At 51.3% G+C, this 18,039-nt stretch carries 20 protein-coding genes; 2 read left to right on the top strand and 18 right to left on the bottom strand.

What is annotated here, in order from left to right; translation table 11 throughout:
* Positions 1-10 precede the first annotated feature (10 nt).
* The 11 genes from ACN0R1_RS05495 to ACN0R1_RS05445 all read right to left on the bottom strand — a co-directional run bounded on the left by ACN0R1_RS05495 (position 11) and on the right by ACN0R1_RS05445 (position 8,893).
* Positions 11-1,006 carry a DNA polymerase III subunit delta' gene (locus ACN0R1_RS05495; protein WP_417580730.1) on the bottom strand — a complete coding sequence of 332 codons (996 nt, stop codon included), beginning with the start codon at positions 1,004-1,006 and terminating at the stop codon, positions 11-13.
* Complete coding sequence (tmk, locus tag ACN0R1_RS05490; protein ID WP_417580728.1) at positions 1,003-1,635, bottom strand: dTMP kinase; 633 nt, start codon at positions 1,633-1,635, stop codon at positions 1,003-1,005. The genes ACN0R1_RS05495 and tmk overlap by 4 nt, the downstream gene beginning before the upstream one ends.
* Complete coding sequence (gene mltG / locus ACN0R1_RS05485) at positions 1,632-2,681, bottom strand: endolytic transglycosylase MltG (protein WP_417580726.1); 1,050 nt, start codon at positions 2,679-2,681, stop codon at positions 1,632-1,634. The genes tmk and mltG overlap by 4 nt, the downstream gene beginning before the upstream one ends.
* Complete coding sequence (gene pabC / locus ACN0R1_RS05480) at positions 2,681-3,508, bottom strand: aminodeoxychorismate lyase (RefSeq protein WP_417580724.1); 828 nt, start codon at positions 3,506-3,508, stop codon at positions 2,681-2,683. Before pabC ends, mltG begins: the two co-directional genes overlap by 1 nt.
* Before the next feature lie 97 nt (positions 3,509-3,605).
* A complete protein-coding gene (gene fabF, locus ACN0R1_RS05475) occupies positions 3,606-4,844 on the bottom strand; it encodes a beta-ketoacyl-ACP synthase II (protein WP_417580722.1) in 1,239 nt (412 codons plus the stop codon).
* 96 nt (positions 4,845-4,940) lie between these two features.
* Positions 4,941-5,174 (bottom strand): acyl carrier protein, encoded by a 234-nt coding sequence (gene acpP / locus ACN0R1_RS05470; protein WP_010323864.1) that lies wholly within the window; start codon positions 5,172-5,174, stop codon positions 4,941-4,943.
* A gap of 167 nt (positions 5,175-5,341) precedes the next feature.
* The gene (gene fabG / locus ACN0R1_RS05465) at positions 5,342-6,085 is read right to left on the bottom strand and encodes a 3-oxoacyl-ACP reductase FabG (protein ID WP_417580720.1); all 744 of its coding nucleotides are present in this window, start codon (positions 6,083-6,085) and stop codon (positions 5,342-5,344) included.
* 21 nt (positions 6,086-6,106) lie between these two features.
* Positions 6,107-7,042, bottom strand: coding sequence for an ACP S-malonyltransferase (fabD, locus tag ACN0R1_RS05460; protein WP_417580718.1), 936 nt, complete (start codon positions 7,040-7,042; stop codon positions 6,107-6,109).
* A 95-nt stretch (positions 7,043-7,137) separates the two neighbouring features.
* Positions 7,138-8,166, bottom strand: a complete 1,029-nt coding sequence (gene plsX, locus ACN0R1_RS05455) for a phosphate acyltransferase PlsX (RefSeq protein WP_417580716.1) — start codon at positions 8,164-8,166, stop codon at positions 7,138-7,140.
* Positions 8,167-8,168: 2 nt separating this feature from the next.
* Positions 8,169-8,351 carry a 50S ribosomal protein L32 gene (gene rpmF / locus ACN0R1_RS05450; protein WP_036521416.1) on the bottom strand — a complete coding sequence of 61 codons (183 nt, stop codon included), beginning with the start codon at positions 8,349-8,351 and terminating at the stop codon, positions 8,169-8,171.
* A 17-nt stretch (positions 8,352-8,368) separates the two neighbouring features.
* Positions 8,369-8,893, bottom strand: coding sequence for a YceD family protein (locus tag ACN0R1_RS05445; RefSeq protein WP_417580714.1), 525 nt, complete (start codon positions 8,891-8,893; stop codon positions 8,369-8,371).
* A 117-nt stretch (positions 8,894-9,010) separates the two neighbouring features.
* On the opposite strand from ACN0R1_RS05445, the gene ACN0R1_RS05440 reads away from it, so the two are divergent.
* On the top strand, positions 9,011-9,592 hold the full coding sequence (locus ACN0R1_RS05440; protein WP_417580712.1) for a Maf family protein: 582 nt from the start codon (positions 9,011-9,013) through the stop codon (positions 9,590-9,592).
* Between the two features lie 55 nt (positions 9,593-9,647).
* Here ACN0R1_RS05440 and ACN0R1_RS05435 read toward each other — a convergent pair whose 3' ends face one another.
* The 7 genes from ACN0R1_RS05435 to ACN0R1_RS05405 all read right to left on the bottom strand — a co-directional run bounded on the left by ACN0R1_RS05435 (position 9,648) and on the right by ACN0R1_RS05405 (position 16,671).
* Positions 9,648-10,715, bottom strand: a complete 1,068-nt coding sequence (locus ACN0R1_RS05435) for a S49 family peptidase (protein WP_417580710.1) — start codon at positions 10,713-10,715, stop codon at positions 9,648-9,650.
* A 23-nt stretch (positions 10,716-10,738) separates the two neighbouring features.
* Positions 10,739-11,395 carry an HAD-IIIA family hydrolase gene (locus tag ACN0R1_RS05430; RefSeq protein ID WP_417580708.1) on the bottom strand — a complete coding sequence of 219 codons (657 nt, stop codon included), beginning with the start codon at positions 11,393-11,395 and terminating at the stop codon, positions 10,739-10,741.
* Positions 11,396-11,405: 10 nt separating this feature from the next.
* Positions 11,406-11,804 carry a nucleoside diphosphate kinase regulator gene (rnk, locus tag ACN0R1_RS05425; protein WP_417580706.1) on the bottom strand — a complete coding sequence of 133 codons (399 nt, stop codon included), beginning with the start codon at positions 11,802-11,804 and terminating at the stop codon, positions 11,406-11,408.
* A gap of 184 nt (positions 11,805-11,988) precedes the next feature.
* Positions 11,989-12,378 carry a hypothetical protein gene (locus tag ACN0R1_RS05420; protein WP_417580704.1) on the bottom strand — a complete coding sequence of 130 codons (390 nt, stop codon included), beginning with the start codon at positions 12,376-12,378 and terminating at the stop codon, positions 11,989-11,991.
* Between the two features lie 44 nt (positions 12,379-12,422).
* Positions 12,423-13,013 carry a DNA-J related domain-containing protein gene (locus ACN0R1_RS05415; RefSeq protein WP_417580702.1) on the bottom strand — a complete coding sequence of 197 codons (591 nt, stop codon included), beginning with the start codon at positions 13,011-13,013 and terminating at the stop codon, positions 12,423-12,425.
* 29 nt (positions 13,014-13,042) lie between these two features.
* The gene (gene rraA / locus ACN0R1_RS05410; protein WP_417580700.1) at positions 13,043-13,534 is read right to left on the bottom strand and encodes a ribonuclease E activity regulator RraA; all 492 of its coding nucleotides are present in this window, start codon (positions 13,532-13,534) and stop codon (positions 13,043-13,045) included.
* 80 nt (positions 13,535-13,614) lie between these two features.
* Positions 13,615-16,671, bottom strand: a complete 3,057-nt coding sequence (locus ACN0R1_RS05405; RefSeq protein WP_417580698.1) for an FAD-binding and (Fe-S)-binding domain-containing protein — start codon at positions 16,669-16,671, stop codon at positions 13,615-13,617.
* A 227-nt stretch (positions 16,672-16,898) separates the two neighbouring features.
* Here ACN0R1_RS05405 and ACN0R1_RS05400 point away from each other — a divergent pair, with 227 nt between their 5' ends.
* Positions 16,899-18,026, top strand: a complete 1,128-nt coding sequence (locus tag ACN0R1_RS05400; protein ID WP_417580696.1) for a hypothetical protein — start codon at positions 16,899-16,901, stop codon at positions 18,024-18,026.
* The last annotated feature ends 13 nt before the right edge of the window (positions 18,027-18,039 follow it).

Below are 18,039 nucleotides of genomic sequence, written 5' to 3'. Positions count from 1 at the left end.
TTCCTTTACATTATCGAACCAGTCCAACCCATCCAAGCAGCAGCGTTTCAAGCAACAACTGACGGTTTGGGTTGTGACGTTCCATTAAACTGACCCGTTCCGCTTGTAACTGATCAATTAATGAATAAAGTTTAACGGCTGTAGTCTTTTTAGCAACGGCATTCAGCATTTTAAACATGTCGGCGTTGCTGATTTTCTGGGTTTCACTATCGGCTTGTAAGCGGGCAATGTCTACCAATAGACTGTGCATCCACTCCAGAAGTTGCAACAAATCTTCCTTGTATAGCTTTTCTGCCTGCGTCACTGCGGTTGTACGGGCTTTGAGCAGATCAGCCAGTCCGGTCACAAAGCTTGCCCTAAAGCTGACCTGATCTGTCTGGTAAAGCTGGCGCGCTTTAAGTGGCGCGCCCTGCGTAATGCGTAACAACTGCCCGGCCCGTTCAGCCTCTATGCCCAACTGCTGCGTCAGCCAGGGCGTAGACTGTTCGGTACTCGGCATGGGAAAACCAACCTGCTGACAGCGACTGCGGATAGTCGGCATAAGCTGCCCCGGCTGATGCGATACCAGTAACAGCAGGGTGTTATTGCCTGGCTCTTCGAGTGACTTGAGCAAGGCATTGGCCGCATTGATATTCATGTTTTCGGCCGGCTCCATCACCACCACACGGTAGCCACCCTGTTGTGCAGTATTATGCAGAAACTGCAACAACTCACGCACCTGATCAACCTTGATCGCCTTACCTGCCTCAGCCGGGTGCAGATAGACCAGATCCGGGTGATTACCACTGCTCAGCAACTCACAACTTCGGCAGTAGCCACAGGGTTGATGATTGAGCGGCTGATGGCACAGCAACAAGTGCGCAAACGCCTGGGCAAACTCACTCTTGCCTATACCGGTATGTCCCGTTAGAAGCAGCGCATGCGGCAAGCGGGATTCGGCGTGCTGCCTGGCCAACTTATTCCACAACGGATCAGCCCAGGGGACAACGAGTGGCGTGTGGGTCATACCGGATTGACTCCCAGGCGCTGCTTGAGTTGCACACGTATCTGCTGCTGCACCTGTTCAAGATCCAGCGATGCATCTATAACGGCAAAGCGCTCAGGTTCTGCCATCGCCCGGTCCAGATAAACCTGTCTGACCGCTTCAAAGAACCGCTGTTTTTCGGCTTCAAAACGATCCGGTGTGCTGCGATTGCGAGCACGCTGCAGTCCTAGCTCAACCGGCAGATCCAGCAACAGAGTAAGATCCGGGCGAAGAGAAGCTTGCACCATGGTTTCCAGTGTACTGATCAGCGACAGCGAAACACCTCGACCGCCGCCTTGATAGGCATAGGTCGCATCGGTAAACCGGTCACACAGCACCCAATGGCCTTGCTCTAGCGCGGGCGTGATCAGCGCATGCAAGTGCTGGGCACGCGCAGCAAACATTAACAACAGCTCAGCCATTTCCGATACTGACTCGCTGCGCTGTCGCAACAGCAATTCACGGATCTCTTCAGCCATGGCGGTACCACCTGGCTCGCGCGTGACCACAACAGTTTTTCCGGCGGCCAGCAGGCGCTGATGGATATAGTCCAGGTTGGTGGTTTTACCCACTCCTTCAACGCCTTCCAGGGTAATGAAACAACCTTTCATTGTTCACTCTCAACGGCTGGTGATGAACGGTAATCACTGCGGCGATTACGCTGATAACGGTTAACGGCATTATTATGCTCACGCAGTGTCGCTGAAAAATGATGTGTACCATCACCACGTGCGACAAAGTACAGCTCATTACCCTCCAACGGGTTGAAGGCCGCCACTATCGCTTCACGCCCTACCATCGCAATGGGCGTAGGCGGTAAGCCATCAATAGTGTAGGTATTCCAGGGAGTGGGCTGCTGCAGGTCTGAGCGACGAATACGACCCTCATAACGATCCCCCATACCGTAAATAACGGTTGGGTCTGTCTGCAAACGCATGCCGATATTAAGCCGACGAACAAACACACCGGCAATACGGCTACGCTCATCCGGCACCCCGGTTTCCTTTTCAATAATCGATGCCATGATCAGAGCTTCATAGGCATTATCATAGGGCAGCGATTCATCACGCGCCTGCCATTGCTGCTCAAGAAATCCGTTCAGGTCATTGTATGCCCGACGCAGTATATCTATGTCTTTGGCGCCACGCTGAAACTGATAGGTTTCAGCCAGAAACAGCCCTTCAGCTGGCTGATCAGCCTCAGCACCCAGCATCGCCATGATCTCCGCTTCACTGCGGTCAGACAGAGTTGATTCAATCCGCTCATCCGCTGCCAGGCCCGCACGGATCTGTTTGAAGGTACTCCCTTCGATCAAGGTGAAATAATAGCGTATAACGTCACCACGGTTTATTTGATCGATAACATCCAGCAGGCTGCTTCCGGGTGCTATGGCATACTCGCCCGCACGGATAGCAGTGATGTCTGGATGTATGCGGGTATAAAGACGCATCAGATCCGCGTTCCTGATCCATCCAGCCGTCTCAAAACGGCGCATCAGCTGCTGAAAGCTGCTACCAGACGGCACAGTGATCACCTGATCGGCTTCCAGGGGTAATGGCTGATGCAGGCTCTTTTCAAAATCATCATAAACGTACCAAGCGGCGGCAAGCACCAACGCTATCGACACAAATACAAACAACAAGAGTTTTTTTAACATTAACAATAATTCTCTTTCAGCAAACCCTGGAGCCTTCGGGTAACCGGTCCAGGTATAAAAGTCTGATCATCTAACTGTGCCAGAGGCCAGATGCCGATTAAGCTGTTACAAAAAAACACCTCATCGGCAGCCAGGAGTTCTGTGCGGCTATACTGGCCCGTTTCAGCTTTGATTCCCACACTGGCAGCCAATTCAATCAGATAATTACGCATAATACCGGCAATACCATACTGAGAAAGATCCGGCGTCAGCAAGCGGCCATCATACACCAAAAACAGGTTACTCATGGTTCCCTCAGCCAGGTAGCCATCAGCACCACAGACAATACCCTCCCGCACCGCCGGATCACTCCACTCAGCACGGGCGAGCACTTGCTCGAGACGGTTCAGGTGTTTGATACCAGCAAGTGTCGGAGCACAGGCCAGTTGCAAGCTGCACCAGCGTGCCTGAATACCCTGCAAGGCCGGATTGTCGCTATAGTCTGGGAGTGGTAGTTGTTGAAGGATTCGAGTGGGCTGGATATCACCTGGCAAGGTGTAGCCTCGGCCGCCACAGCCAGCGGTGACAAGGATTTTCAGAACGGCCTGATCTACGGGCAGCAATTGCTCAAGATCGTCCTGCAGGGCGGTTTGCAGCCCCTCCGTAGGTATATGCAGGCGCTGGCAGCCACGCAACAGTCGTTGCAGGTGCGCTTCCCACAACAAGGGTTTGCCACCGGCAATGCGTAAGGTCTCGAAAAGCCCCTGGCCATAGCTGAGCCCTCGATCCAGAAAGGATAGCGTTACAGCGGGCTTGCCATTAACCAAAGCGGTATTATTTTCTGCCATAGGTATCTGCGCTGCTTAAGTCCTTGCGCCGCTTGCGCGTCCATGCGCTCGCGGCATATAGCGCCAAGGATGGCGCTGCCCCCGCTCGGATTAATTTTCAGAGTCGACTGAAAATCAGTGTACCGTTGGTGCCACCAAAACCAAACGAGTTAGACATGGCTGCATCAATTTTGCATGTTTGCGCTTGATGTGCGACATAATTCAGGTCGCATCCCTCAGACGGATTATCCAGATTGATCGTTGGCGGAGCCACCTGATCCCGGATCGCTAACACACAGAAAGCCGCTTCCACGGCACCGGCTGCACCGAGCAGATGTCCGATCATCGACTTGGTGGAACTCATGCGTACCTGCTTGGCGGCGTTACCTAACACCAGTTTAGCGGCATTGGATTCAGCTATATCACCTGCCGGAGTCGATGTGCCATGAGCATTAATGTAGTGCAGCTCCTCCGGATTCATACCGGCATCACGCATCGCATTAGTCATCGACAAGGCCGCACCGGCACCATTTTCTGGTGGCGCGGTCATGTGAAATGCGTCATCGCTCATACCGAAACCGGATATCTCACAATAAATATGCGCACCGCGCGCCTTGGCGCTCTCGTAGGATTCCAGCACCAGAATACCGGCACCTTCACCTAGCACAAAACCATCGCGCTCTTTATCCCAGGGACGACTCGCGGCCTGAGGATCATCATTACGCGTTGATAACGCACGCGCCGCCGAAAAGCCAGCAATCCCCAAAGGCGTCGTGGCCATTTCAGCACCACCGGCAATCATGATATCGGCGTCACCGTATTGAATCATACGCATGGCATGGCCAATATTATGCGTGCCTGAGGTACAGGCGGTAGTAATCGCTATATTCGGCCCCCGAAAACCATACTTGATGGCCAGGTTGCCAGCAATCATGTTGATGATGCTGCCAGGCACAAAAAATGGTGATACTTTACGTGGCCCCGATGCATTCAAAATATTGTGCGTATTTTCAATCATTGGCAAACCGCCAATACCTGAGCCGATAGCACAACCGATACGGGGCGCATTCTCTTCAGTGACTTCCAGCCCGGCATCTTGCACCGCCTGGATAGCTGCTACCATGCCATATTGAATGAACAGATCCATTTTGCGTGCTTCCTTGACGCTCATATAGGGTTCCAGATCAAACGCTTGAATAGGTGCAGAGAAGCGAGTAGCAAACGCAGACGCATCAAAATGCTCGATATTTCGAGCTCCACTTTTACCGGCTAGAATACTGTCCCACGCCTCTTTTACAGTGTTACCAACCGGTGTTAACAGACCCAAGCCGGTTACAACCACTTTTTTGCGAGACATCTGTTCCTCCAGAAATTCAGGCCATTAATAGAAAAGCCGCACTATATAAGGATTATATAGGTGCGGCTTTTCAACTAAACCTCAGAGACTGACTGATTACTGGTGTGCGTTGATGTAATCGATCGCCAGCTGAACGGTAGTGATTTTTTCAGCTTCCTCGTCGGGGATTTCAGTTTCGAATTCTTCTTCCAGTGCCATCACCAGCTCAACGGTGTCGAGCGAGTCTGCACCCAGGTCTTCAACGAAGGAGGCACTGTTGACCACCTCTTCTTCTTTAACACCCAGCTGCTCAGCGATGATTTTCTTAACGCGCTCTTCAATATTACTCATATCTCTTCCTATATACTTGTAGACACCATCACATCCCAGGATGCGAGACGCAATTTTATTAGAACCAATGACACACTAGCAAGCATGTCGACCGATTTAGTTATTGCTGACGGACAATTATCAACATATCAGCACAAAAAACAATTCTTTGTTGCCAATTTACTGATTCAGGCCATATACATGCCACCATTGACATGGATAGTTTCACCTGTTACGTAGCTTCCACCCTCACTGGCGAGGAAGCCGACAACAGCGGCAACTTCTTCAGGCTCGCCCAGGCGCGCCATTGGAATCTGCCCCTGCAAAACAGTCTTGTGCTCTTCAGCCAGGCCAGAGGTCATATCAGTATCGATAAAACCAGGAGCAACACAATTTACAGTAATATTGCGGGTTGCAATCTCACGCGCCAAAGCCCGCGAAAAACCTTCAAGCCCAGCTTTCGCTGCCGCATAATTAGCCTGACCAGCATTACCCATTGAGGCTACCACTGAGCTGATGCTAATGATACGTCCCCAGCGCGCTTTAGTCATCCCGCGCAGGCAGCTTTTTGCCAAACGGAAGTTAGCACTCAAGTTAGTATTGATAACGGCATCCCACTCATCATCTTTCATCCGCATCATAAGATTGTCGCGGGTGATACCAGCATTGTTGACCAGGATTTCCACAGCACCGAAGCGAGTGGTGACCTCTTTTAATACGGCATCAATGGACTCTGGACTGGCCACGTCCAACACCAGGCCACAGCCTGGATTCTCAACGGCCAACAGGTAACTGCTGATTGCGGCAGCGCCGTTCTCACTGGTTGCAGTACCAACTACCACAGCCCCCTGTGCCGCCAGGTTTTCAGCAATGGCCTTGCCAATTCCACGTGTTGCGCCAGTCACCAGCGCCACTTTACCTTCAATACTCATAAGACTCCCTGAATCCATTGTTTAGATTAGGCTCAATGCTTTCTCAAAACTCACTACATCAGCCAAAGAGACGACCTCAAGTGATTTATTAATCTTCTTATTCAGTCCGGACAGCACCTTACCAGGACCGCACTCAATGGTAATCTGCACCCCTTGGTCAGCCATCGCTGTTACCGAGTCGGTCCACAACACCGGACTGTACAGCTGCTCAACAAGATTCTGACGCAGACTTTCAACCGAACTGACCAACTGCGCTGTCACATTCTGCACTACCGGCACGGCTGGCAAAACCAGTTCGACCGATGACAAAGCCGCGGCCATATCTTCAGCCACTGGTTTCATCAGGCTGCAATGGGAAGGCACACTGACCGGCAGGGCAATAGCGCGTTTGGCACCCGCGGATTTACAGGCCATCATCGCACGCTCCACAGCTAATTTTTCACCCGCGATAACGACCTGCCCAGGGCAATTGTAGTTAACCGGTGCGACCACATCACCTTCAGCCGCCAGCTCACAAGCTGCTTTGACCGAGGCATCATCCAACCCCAGTATCGCCGCCATGGCACCTGTGCCGAATGGAACAGCCTGCTGCATCAATTCACCACGTAGCTTAACCAGCTTTACGCCGGCCTCAAGTGACATAGCGCCGGCACAAACCAGTGCCGAGTATTCACCCAGGCTATGTCCAGCCATCACGGCTGGCGTAGCACCACCCTGCTGCACCCAGAGACGCCAAAGCGCAACACTGGCGGTTAACAGCGCAGGCTGGGTTATTTCGGTAGAATTAAGTTGCTCTTCTGGTCCAGACTGAACCAACTCCCACAAATCATAGCCCAACGCCGTTGAAGCCTCTGCAAAAGTCTCTTCTATAACAGGGTGAGCGGCTGCCAGTTCAGACAACATACCTACCTGTTGAGAGCCTTGCCCGGGAAACACAAAAGCCAGTGCTTGCGACATAGAATCCTCGTAACAACAGATCAGAGATGAACAGCCGATTATAGCTCCGGCTTTAAAAAGACATAGTGTACAACATTGTGAGCCGAGTTAAACGTTCAGGTAGGCTGTTGCTGCAACTGTTGCTCCAGTTGCTCAACAATTCGCGAGGGTACATTCAACCGAGCATCGGTTACAGCCTGTGACAGTGCGGCTTCAAAGTGACGCCGACCAGCACCACCATGGCTCTTAACAACCACACCCTGAAGACCGAGCAAACTTGCACCATTGCGACGACCCGGGTCTATCTGCTGCTGCAACTCTTTCAGTACCGGTTGTGCCAGCACACCGAGCAGTCGCCAATATAAATTCCGGGTGAAGCTCTTACGTAACTTACCCGCAATCAGGCGCGCCAGACCTTCACTGCTTTTAAGGGCGATATTGCCGGTAAAGCCATCACACACGATCACATCGGCACGATCACTGAAGACTTCGTCACCTTCGATAAAACCAATATAGTTCAGGCTGCCATGCTCCTGAATCAGACGCGAAGCCAGCTTGACCTGCTCGTTACCCTTAATTTCTTCACTGCCAATATTCAACAAACCGACGCGTGGAGCGGGCTTACCCTCAACCGCGGCGACCATGGCTGACCCCATCAGCGCAAACTGCAACAGGTGCTCAGCACTGCAATTCACATTCGCCCCCAGATCCAGCAGATAACAATGATCCTGCTGGGTAGGAATGGCACTGATGATGGCTGGACGGTCAATACCCGGAAGCGTGCGCAACAGCGTACAGCCCAGCATCATCAAGGCACCGGTATTGCCCGCACTGACACAAGCCGAGGCCTTGCCATCACGCACCAACTCCAGCGCCAGGTACATAGACGAGTCCCGAAGGTGGCGTAAGGCATAGGAAGGCTTGTCATTCATGGTAATGACGGAAGTGGTATGAATAAGGGTAATACGACTGGCGAGATAAGCCGGGCAGCGTAACAATAACGGCTCTATCTGAGCTTTATCGCCCACCAGCAAGATAGTGAGCTGGGGTTGCTGTTTTAACAGATTAACACAGGCAGGAACAGTAACGCGGGGACCGAAGTCCCCGCCCATTGCATCTACGGCAATGCAAAGGTGTTCAGACAAGCTTACTCTTCGTCTTGCTTGTTGATAACCTGACGGCCACGGTAGAAACCATCTTCAGTCACGTGGTGACGACGGTGTGTTTCACCGGTAGTTGCATCAACTGCCAGAGTTGGACCGCTCAGCGCATCGTGTGAACGACGCATATCACGTCTTGAGCGGGATTTTTTGTTCTGCTGTACTGCCATGGTATATAGCTCCTGGTTTAACGCTTGCTGGTCTTGTCTTTTAGCGAGGCCAGCACACTGAAAGGGTTAGGTTTTTCTTGCTGAAGACGAACTGTTCCACTATCGCCCCAGGATGTTTTGACTGAACAGTCCTCGTGCATAGGCACGGAGGGCAAGCTCAGAATCAATTCATCCTCTACGATCGGCAACAACTCCACATCGTCGTCTTCAACGAGTAGCGGGTCGTAGTACCGCGGCAGGTTTCTGGCCTGCTCATCATTGAGAACCACGGCCAGATTTACATCGGCCCTGACATCAATGCTCACTGGCTCAAGGCAACGCTGACAGGTCATCAATACCTGACCTCTGGCTTTGCCTGATACAGTGCGCAGATGTTGTTCATCTACTGCAAAACTCAACGTTACGTTTACTGTGCCCTGCTCGCTACATAAAAAAGAAGCAAGGCGAGGCATCGCTGAAATTTCAGCGATGCCAGTAATCTGCGCTTCCCGCTCAGCAAGTTTGCGCGGATCAGCTTTTTTCGGTAATGGACCGTTCGACATAAGCGCGCAATTCTAGGCATTGCGATGCCGTCTGTCAAAGGGATTCAGGGGTTTCATTCAAGAAAAATGTCGATACTATAGCCAGAACCCTGAATACCCTCTGTAAAAGGCCAAAAAATGGACAAAACCCTCATTTTAGCATCCAGTTCCCCCTACCGTCGCGAAATCCTGGATAAGCTCGGTTTTGCTTATCGCAGCAAAAAACCCGATGTCGATGAAACACCCCTGCCCACTGAATCGCCCGAAGCACTGGTCGCACGACTGGCTGAAAGCAAAGCCCGCTCTCTGGCAGATCACTTTCACAATGCACTGATTATAGGCTCAGATCAGGTTGCCGTGCTCGACGGCCTGATTATCGGCAAACCCGGCACTAAAGCCAAAGCGATGGAGCAGTTACAACACGCCTCGGGTCGCTGCGTCACCTTCCTGACAGGATTGAGCCTGTACAATACCGAAACCCAGCAGGTACAGACGGAGGTTGTTCCTTATAAGGTGTACTTTCGCCAGCTCAGCGACAGCATCATAGATCGCTACCTTGAACGCGAACAGCCTTTCAATTGTGCGGGCAGTTTCAAGTCAGAGGCGTTAGGCATTGTGTTGTTTGACAAACTTGAAGGTGATGACCCCAATACCCTGATTGGCCTGCCACTGATACGCCTGGTACGTATGCTGGAACAGGAAGGTATTGAGGTCCTGTAGTACCGATAGTAGTACCGATAGTACTAACGAAAGCACTAACGAAAGCACTAACCGGTCACTGCAAGCGCGGTGACCAGTACTCTCCCATTTGCGTAGAAAGGTGCTTGGCAAAGGACACACCCAGGCGATCAACCAGCCGGTCAAAGGAGGATGGCTGATAGGTGTAATCTACCAGACGATCGATTTGAACCAGCTCGCGGGCAACATAACTGGAGCTACCCAACCCATCAATCAATCCCAGCTCCAGCGCTTGTTCGCCGCTCCAGACCAGCCCAGTAAACAAACGCGCCTCATCAGACAAACGCTCTCCACGACCCTGCTTAACTTCGCTGATAAACTGCTGGTGCGTTGTTTCCAGTACAGATCCCCAAAACTCGGTTTCATCGTCTCGCTGAGGACTGAACGGATCCAGGAAAGCTTTATTCTCTCCCGAGGTCATAATGCGACGCTCAATACCCATTTTTTCAATCAGATCAACAAAACCGAAACCGGATGCAGTCACCCCGATGGAGCCGACCAGGCTGGCCTTATCTGCATAAATCTCATCCGCCGCAACGGCCACGTAATAACCACCGGACGCACCTATATCAGTAATCACCGCATAGACTTTTTTACTTGGGTGCAGCACCTTTAACCGATTGATTTCATCATTGATATAGCCAGCCTGAACCGGGCTGCCTCCCGGACTGTTGATGCGAAGAATCACGGCCCGGCTCTGATTTGATGAAAAGGCTCGGCGAAGCGCGGTAATAATATTATCCGCACTGGCATCCGCGCCATCGGCAATGACACCCCGTAACTCAATAAGAGCAACATGCGGCTGCCGATCAACCGCCTCTTTGGCACCGCTAAGATCGCGGCCCATAAAAAATAATGCCAACAGTGCAAACAGGTAAATAAAGGTTAATGACTTGAAGAAAATACCCCAGCGTCTTGAACGGCGCTGCTCTACATTCAGACTGGAGACGATCTTTTCAATCAATCGCCACTCTTTACTCTTCTCAGTCTGTGCAGATGCTTTATCCAGCGCCTGCTTAACCTTGGCATCCGCCCTGGGCTCATCAGACAGCCACTCAGGGGGAGCGTCTTTGCGTTCCGGATCATCCCAATGATTATTGCTCACGTATCACTCCTTAAAACGATTAATCAGTTGGCTTTATGACGTAACAACCAGCTTCCAAGTTCCGCAAACTGATGCACTTCCAGTACCGGATTCCAACGCGTCAAACGATCGATATGGTGTGCACCGTAACTGACAGCCACTGTATCAATACCGGCACGCTGCCCCATTTCAAGATCATACTCGGTATCGCCGATCATCAACGCGCGTCGAGGATCGATATCCGTGACCAAGAGGATCTCTTCAAGCATATAGGGATCAGGCTTGGATGCAGTTTCATCAGCACATTTGGTGATCTCGAATAGCGGCGCCAATCCAGTGTCGGATAGCACTCGATCCAGCCCCCGACGACTTTTTCCGGTGGCAACAGCCAGACGAAACCCTTCGCGATGCAGGTTTTCAAGCGTATCCCTGACACCCGGAAACAAGCTCGACCGGGTTGGATCGGCTGACAAAAAGTGTTGTACGTAACGTTCACGCATTGTCAGCACAAAGGCATCGTCCTGGTCAGGAAACAACATACGGATCGCTTCAGGCAAACCCAGCCCGATGATGTTTCTTACCGCCGCATCATCGGGTATGTCGATACTCAGATCCAGCGCGGCCGACTGCATACTGCCAATAATACTGGCCTCAGAATCGATAATGGTACCGTCCCAGTCAAAGATCAGTAAGTCGTACACGCCGGTGCCCTCAATTGCTCGGTTGCGGGTTTTCTACCTTAATAATTTTAACATGGCGGTGCTTGGTATCCGGCAACTCCCAGTCGATACGCTGACCAACAGACAAGCCCAGCAACGCACTACCGATAGGTGCAAAGATTGACAGGGTTTCAGGCTGGCCTTTTATCTCATGCGGATAACAGAGCGTCAGGTGAAACTGGCGACCACTCTCCTCCACTTCAAAGGTGACCGTCGAATTCATCCGCACCACGTCATCAGGCATCTCATCCGCCTTAACCACGATGGCCCTGGCCAGCTCTTCACGCAAGCTGTCATAGCGGGCATCACCCCGATAGGGTGTTTTATCAAGCATCCCCTCCAGCCTGTCAATATCCAGCTCGGTTACTTTGATCGGGGGCAGTTCTGACATTTTTATCTCCGCTAAAAAAACAAGGCCACCCTCTTCGGATGGCCATGCTGGTATATATTTACATAATAGAAACAAGCTTGAGTCGAGTAAGATGGTCTAGTCTTGGACCCCAAGCAGAATACAACTACAATTGCTGTTGATTATGATCCATCTCAGCGGGTTCAGCAACTACCTCATGCGCTGCTTAGCGCAAGCGCTCTAACTCGCGGCGCAATTGATCGATCTGCGACGGCACTGTGGTCACTCTAATCACCTCTCCCGCTGCATCAAATAATACTATCACACCATCGAACGCCTCATGCCGACGCACAAACACATCTCCTTCGGGGGTACCCAGATGGGCTACACGAAATTTGATGTTGGGCTCGTAGTCCGAACGCACCTGATTCAATCGCTCCATCGCATCCATACCGGCCGGGGCATAACTTTCATACACCAGCACCACCACAGGACTGCCCTGACCAATAACGCTCAAGTCCTTGGAAATAGGTTTTACTCCCAGAAAGGTCCACATCACCCAGCCAATCAGACCGAGGGACACCAGTGTAATAATGAATTTGACCAGTTTTGGCATGCGTTTTCCTGTTGTGTTGAGTGGTTTATTTGTAGCGATGCTAATCAGCGCCCCGGCAAGAGCAGTGATACCGCCTGATTCAGCTGTTTGATGGTTTCTTCATCACCCCCGCGATCCGGATGATGGCGCATTGCCAGTCGCCGCCAGGCCTGCTTGATTTGCTTGTCGGATGCGCTGGCATCCAATTCCAGCAACTGCAAGGCCTGCTGCTGTGCACTAGCGTCTGCGGGGATTTTCAGCGCTGACCAGAATCCGGACAGCATGGATTCCAACATCGCTTCACTGGCGTCGTTTTCGAGATTCTGCAAATCCAGGTAATAACGATGTAACGGGTCGTCTGCTACTAACCCATGCTGACTTGCAGCATAGGGTAGCAGACGTATCGATAAGGCCCGTATGCTCAGTGATCCACGCGCTTCAGCATGCAATTCATCGCGTAAGTGGTACAGACGATGAAACAGCAAAAAATGCATGCGGAACAGCTTCACCAGATCATGAAAGCTATCCGCCTCCAGATTGATATGCCCTTCCTGGTGCAATAGCTTTAACAGCGCATATTCGCTGATACCCTCTGGCCTTCCTTTGAGCAGTGCCAGCAAACACTCTGAATTGAGCCAGTGTTCAGTTTGACTCATCAGCAAGGCCATGGGTAATGGAGATTAAATCATGCATCCGTTAATTCAAGCTTCTCCGGTGATACCAGTACACCATTGTTATCGGCATAGACATACTGCCCTGGGGTAAAGGTCACACCACCAAAGGTCAGGGGTACATTCAGATCACCCAGGCCACGTTTATCGGTTTTCATCGGGTGAGATCCCAGTGCCTGAACCCCCAGATCCAACTGACCTATCGCGTTCACATCACGAATACAGCCGTAAATGATGATACCTTCCCAACCATTTTTTTCCGCTTTTTCAGCCAACATGTCACCCAGCATGGCACGACGCATAGACGCCCCACCATCAACGACCAGTACTTTACCCTGTCCTGGCTGTGCAACCTGCTCACGCACCAGCGAATTATCTTCATAGGCTTTAATGGTGACAATTTCACCACCAAAAGCTTCACGTCCACCAAAGTTGGCAAACATCGGCTCTACAACCTGGACTAACTCTGGAAACTGATCACATAACTCTGGCAATAAATCGTCCACGGTTTATCTCCCTTGTAGTTTTGAATAAATAGTTACATACAGGCTTGTTCAAAGTCTCGCTGATTTAGCCTACAGATGCATTACAACTTTTGCACAACACTTAATAACGCTTGTACCGGATGCAGTAACGCTTGGTTATCCAAGCGTTTTACCTGTGATCTACAGGAGTAACCTGTTGCCAGTAACTGCCCCTTATACGCCGGACTGTTAACGATCTCACTCCAACTCAGAGCATAGATCTCTTTGGATAGTTTGTAATTTTGTGCTTCATGGCCGAAAGTTCCGGACATGCCACAGCAGCCGGTTGAAAGCACTTCCAACTCCTGACCCAGATAACCGAACAGGGTTTGCCATTGACGAATGGACGGCGCTGCTGAAGTTTTCTCGGTACAGTGCGCCAGCAGTTTAAAGCTGTGCTGTGGCACACTACCCGTCAGAGGGCGCTGCTGAATCGCCTCCACCAGCCATTCCTGAATCAGCATGACATTGGGCAGGTCATCACTGACATCCTTGTACTCCGAACGATAAGTCAGGGTCATTGATGGATCGATACCTACCAGTGGCAGCCCCGTTGCATCCAAGGTACGCAGCAGAGTGAGATTTTTCTCAGCCGCTTTATTGAATGCCTGCATAAAGCCATGCACATGCAAGGGTTTGCCATTGGGCATAAACGGAGCGACCAGCACGTTAAATCCCAACAGGCTGAGCAAATCGACCAGATCCAGAACCAACTGGGTTTCAAAATAGCTGGTAAAGGCATCCTGAACGATCACCACACTACGGTCACGCTGCGCAGGCGTCAGCGCCAGGATAGAGGCTTCAGTGGCCCAATCGATAGAGCGCTCACGTAAGCCTTGACGCAAACCATGGCGGCAAATCACCGGGCTATCGACCATACCGACCAGGCTTTTCATAACCGCGCGCATAAATGTGTTACGCATCGCCCAGTTATAGGGCGCCGGAAAGCGTGACAGGGTCGGAATCATAAATTCCAGACTCCCCACCAGGTAATCCTTCATCGGACGCAGATAACGACCGTAATAGACTTCTAAAAAACGCGCTCTGAAATCCGGCACATTCACTTTGATCGGGCATTGCGCGACGCAAGACTTGCACGCCAGACACCCCATCATCGCTTCATGTACTTCATTGGAAAAATCATATTCGCCGCGATTACGCCGAAAGGTGTTTCTGACCCGCGTGGTTAAACCGGAAAAAACCGAGGCACTACGAATCCTGTCAGCTTCCTGATTGAGATCACTGCCCTGCTGACTCAGCAAACGCAACCACTCCCTGATCAGGGACGAGCGCCCTTTGGGTGAATGGATACGCTGACGAGTGCCCTTCCAGGATGGGCACATGGCATCATTGGGATCATAGTTATAGCAGGCGCCATTGCCATTGCAGTTCATCGCTGATTCATAAGTATCACGGACTTCAACCGGGATTTGCCGGTCTTGCTGTCCACGCGTTGGGACCGCATCAATCTTCAGCAACTCAGCGCCCGGCTGGGTGGAGGGCGTGGCGATTTTACCTGGATTCATCTGATTGCGAGGATCGAACAGGGCTTTAATCCGCTGCAGCTCCGGGTAAAGCGCGCCGAAAAACTCCGGCGCATATTCAGACCTGATGCCTTTACCATGCTCACCCCAGAGCAAACCCTTATACTGCTGAGTCAGGCGCACCACTTCATCAGTAATGCGACGAATCATGACTTCCTGCTCAGGGTCTTTCATATCCAGGGCCGGGCGTACATGCAACACGCCAGCATCAACATGACCGAACATGCCATATTCCAGCTCGTGCTCATCCAGCACGCGGCGAAAATCCATAATGAAGTCAGCCAGATTTTCGGGTGGCACGGCCGTATCTTCAACAAAAGGCACCGGACGCTTTGGCCCTTCGGCATTGCCCAGTAAACCAACGGCCTTTTTACGCATCGCCCAAACCTTGTTGATTTCGGTTGCACCGTAAACCACCGAGTAACCAAAGCTTTTGCCTGCTTCGCCACTGACACTGGCCAGGTGCTGACACAAGGCATCGACTTTTTGTTTTAGCTCGGCTTCATCATCGCCGGTGTACTCGATCAGGTTAATACCACGGATAGCGGGTTCATCATCACGTTGCGGAAAGTAAGCCCGCACGGTATCCCAGACGATATCGCCCATCGCCAGGTTCAGGACTTTTGAATCAATGGTTTCAATCGAGGTCGGCTGCCAGTCCATCAGCGACTTGGCATCGCGCAGCGAGGATTCAAAGCTGGTGTATTTTACATTCACCAGTGCAGCGTATTTGGGGATCGGCAATACATTCAGTTTAGCTTCGGCGATAAAAGCGAGCGAGCCTTCAGCGCCACAGAGGATGGAGTTGAGATTAAAACGCCCTGACTCATCACGAATGTGCGCCAGATCATAACCAGTCAAGCAACGGTTGAGTTTGGGAAAGCTGGACGCTATCAGCGCCTGGTTCTGCTGAAACAGATCGTCCAGTTCACGGTGTATTTCACCAATTCGATCAGGCTGCTGCTTGATTTCAGCCAGTCGTTCTTCGCTCAAAGCCCCAGAAAGCCAACGTTCACCACCCAGCCAGATGCTGTCCAGCTCCAGCACGTGATCACGGGTTTTGCCATATAACACCGATCCCTGACCACTGGCATCGGTATTGATCATGCCACCGATCGTGGCGCGGTTGCTGGTAGAGAGTTCCGGAGCGAAGAAGAGCCCATAGGGCTTTAGTGCGGCATTGAGCTGGTCCTTAACCACACCAGCCTGGACCCGCACCCAACGTTCATGTGGATTAATTTCCAGAATGCGGTTCATGTATTTTGAACAATCAACAATCAAACCATCGGTCAACGATTGTCCATTGGTTCCAGTACCACCACCACGAGCACTCAGCACTATCGAGTGAAAGCGGGCCTGATCTGCCAACCGGGCAATTTTCTCCAGATCGGTGACTTTCTTTGGATAAAGCACGCCTTGAGGCAGAATCTGATAAATGCTGTTATCCGTTGCCAAAACTACTCGGTTGGCATAATCCGGATTAAGATCGCCCTCAAAACCCTGATGACGCAGTGTATCGATAAAATCCATATACAGCGTCTGGACTGGATTGAGTTCAGCTAAGCGTGGAATCATGTAGCAGTGCCCCGTTAAAAACTATAGCTCATCATACTGGTACGCTATGATCCTGCATTGGAGCTCAAGGTTCAAATCAAAAAAGGATGTGTTTGAATAGATTTTATATATCTCATGAGGTTTTATGGATTGTTGTTTGGAGTAATGGGCTGAATCCAGTAATTTGGCATTCATCATCCGTTTGCTACACTAGCTATACAATTTAACCTCTGAGACACCACCTGCAAATGGCTACTTCCAAACACCTGGCACTCACCCTCTCCTTGTTACTCAGCGGCAGTGTACTGGCCAGCCCAACTTTTTCGCCCGCCACTCAACTACCTGCGGGTAAATGGGTCGATTTAAGTGAAGACCTGTGTGACGTAGCCCGGCAAACGCATAACTATCTTGCCCAAGGCAGCGCCTATGACCCGGCTGCGATTCATGGCGGCACCACAGCCTGGCTGAACACACCGGCTGAACGTATACAGGAAACACTCACCTACATTTGTGAGGTCGTTAGCGAAGACCAACAGATGGGACGTGCTTCACGCTTAACCGATCCAGACTTTATTACCCAGCATTTCGAGTTATTGCGCTGGTCACCAGATCAGCAACGGGCCAGCCAGCTCAGTGATGACAAACCCTTGCTGCAACGCTTGCCAGCCGATCGTCTTTTATTGACTAAATACTATGTTCGTCTGACAGATGGACAAGCCCAACAAACGCCTGAAACACCCCACGCTCTGTATGGCTTACCCTTTGATGAAGCGCAATTAAGCCTGGATGAAGCCGATACTAACCGGGATCAAATCACTCGCTACCGCTACGGCAAACAAGCAATTGTGACCAAAGAAAGTTCAAATGATCAAGCGACTTACATGAGAAATCTTGCTCCACCGCTTATCTGGTTGAGTAGAGACGATCTAGAAGGTGCATTACTGCAAGGAACGGCCGTGGTCGATGAGCCAAGCGGGGATCGCCGCTACTTCAATGTTCATCGAAATAATGGCATTGCCTATGACCGCACCCAGCGCCCGGAACAACAAGAACGCTACTGGTACTTCAAAGAGGTTCCGGGAGTTCTGGGCTATGGTAAAGATGCAGACTACAAGATCCCTATTCGCCCTAAAGTCACTGTAGCTGGGGATATATTCCAACTGGGCCTGGGCCGCTTAATTCTGCTCAGAACAGAGGAGCAGGGTCAGCCGGTATTTCGCTTAACGGTACTGGCTGATACTGGTGGCGCCTTTCATGACAACCTGTATCAGCTGGACTGGTTAAGTGGCTACTACCGGGACTGGGATGATTACTATCAGGCCAACCGGCATATTAGTGACTATGCCGATGCCTGGTTGCTGCTGAAAAAACAATAGGTTATTGGAAAAT

Origin of the sequence: Nitrincola sp. (genome assembly GCF_048264025.1) — a bacterium.
Taxonomy (GTDB): Bacteria; Pseudomonadota; Gammaproteobacteria; order Pseudomonadales; family Balneatricaceae; genus Nitrincola.
This window is presented reverse-complemented; position numbering and strand designations above follow the sequence as displayed.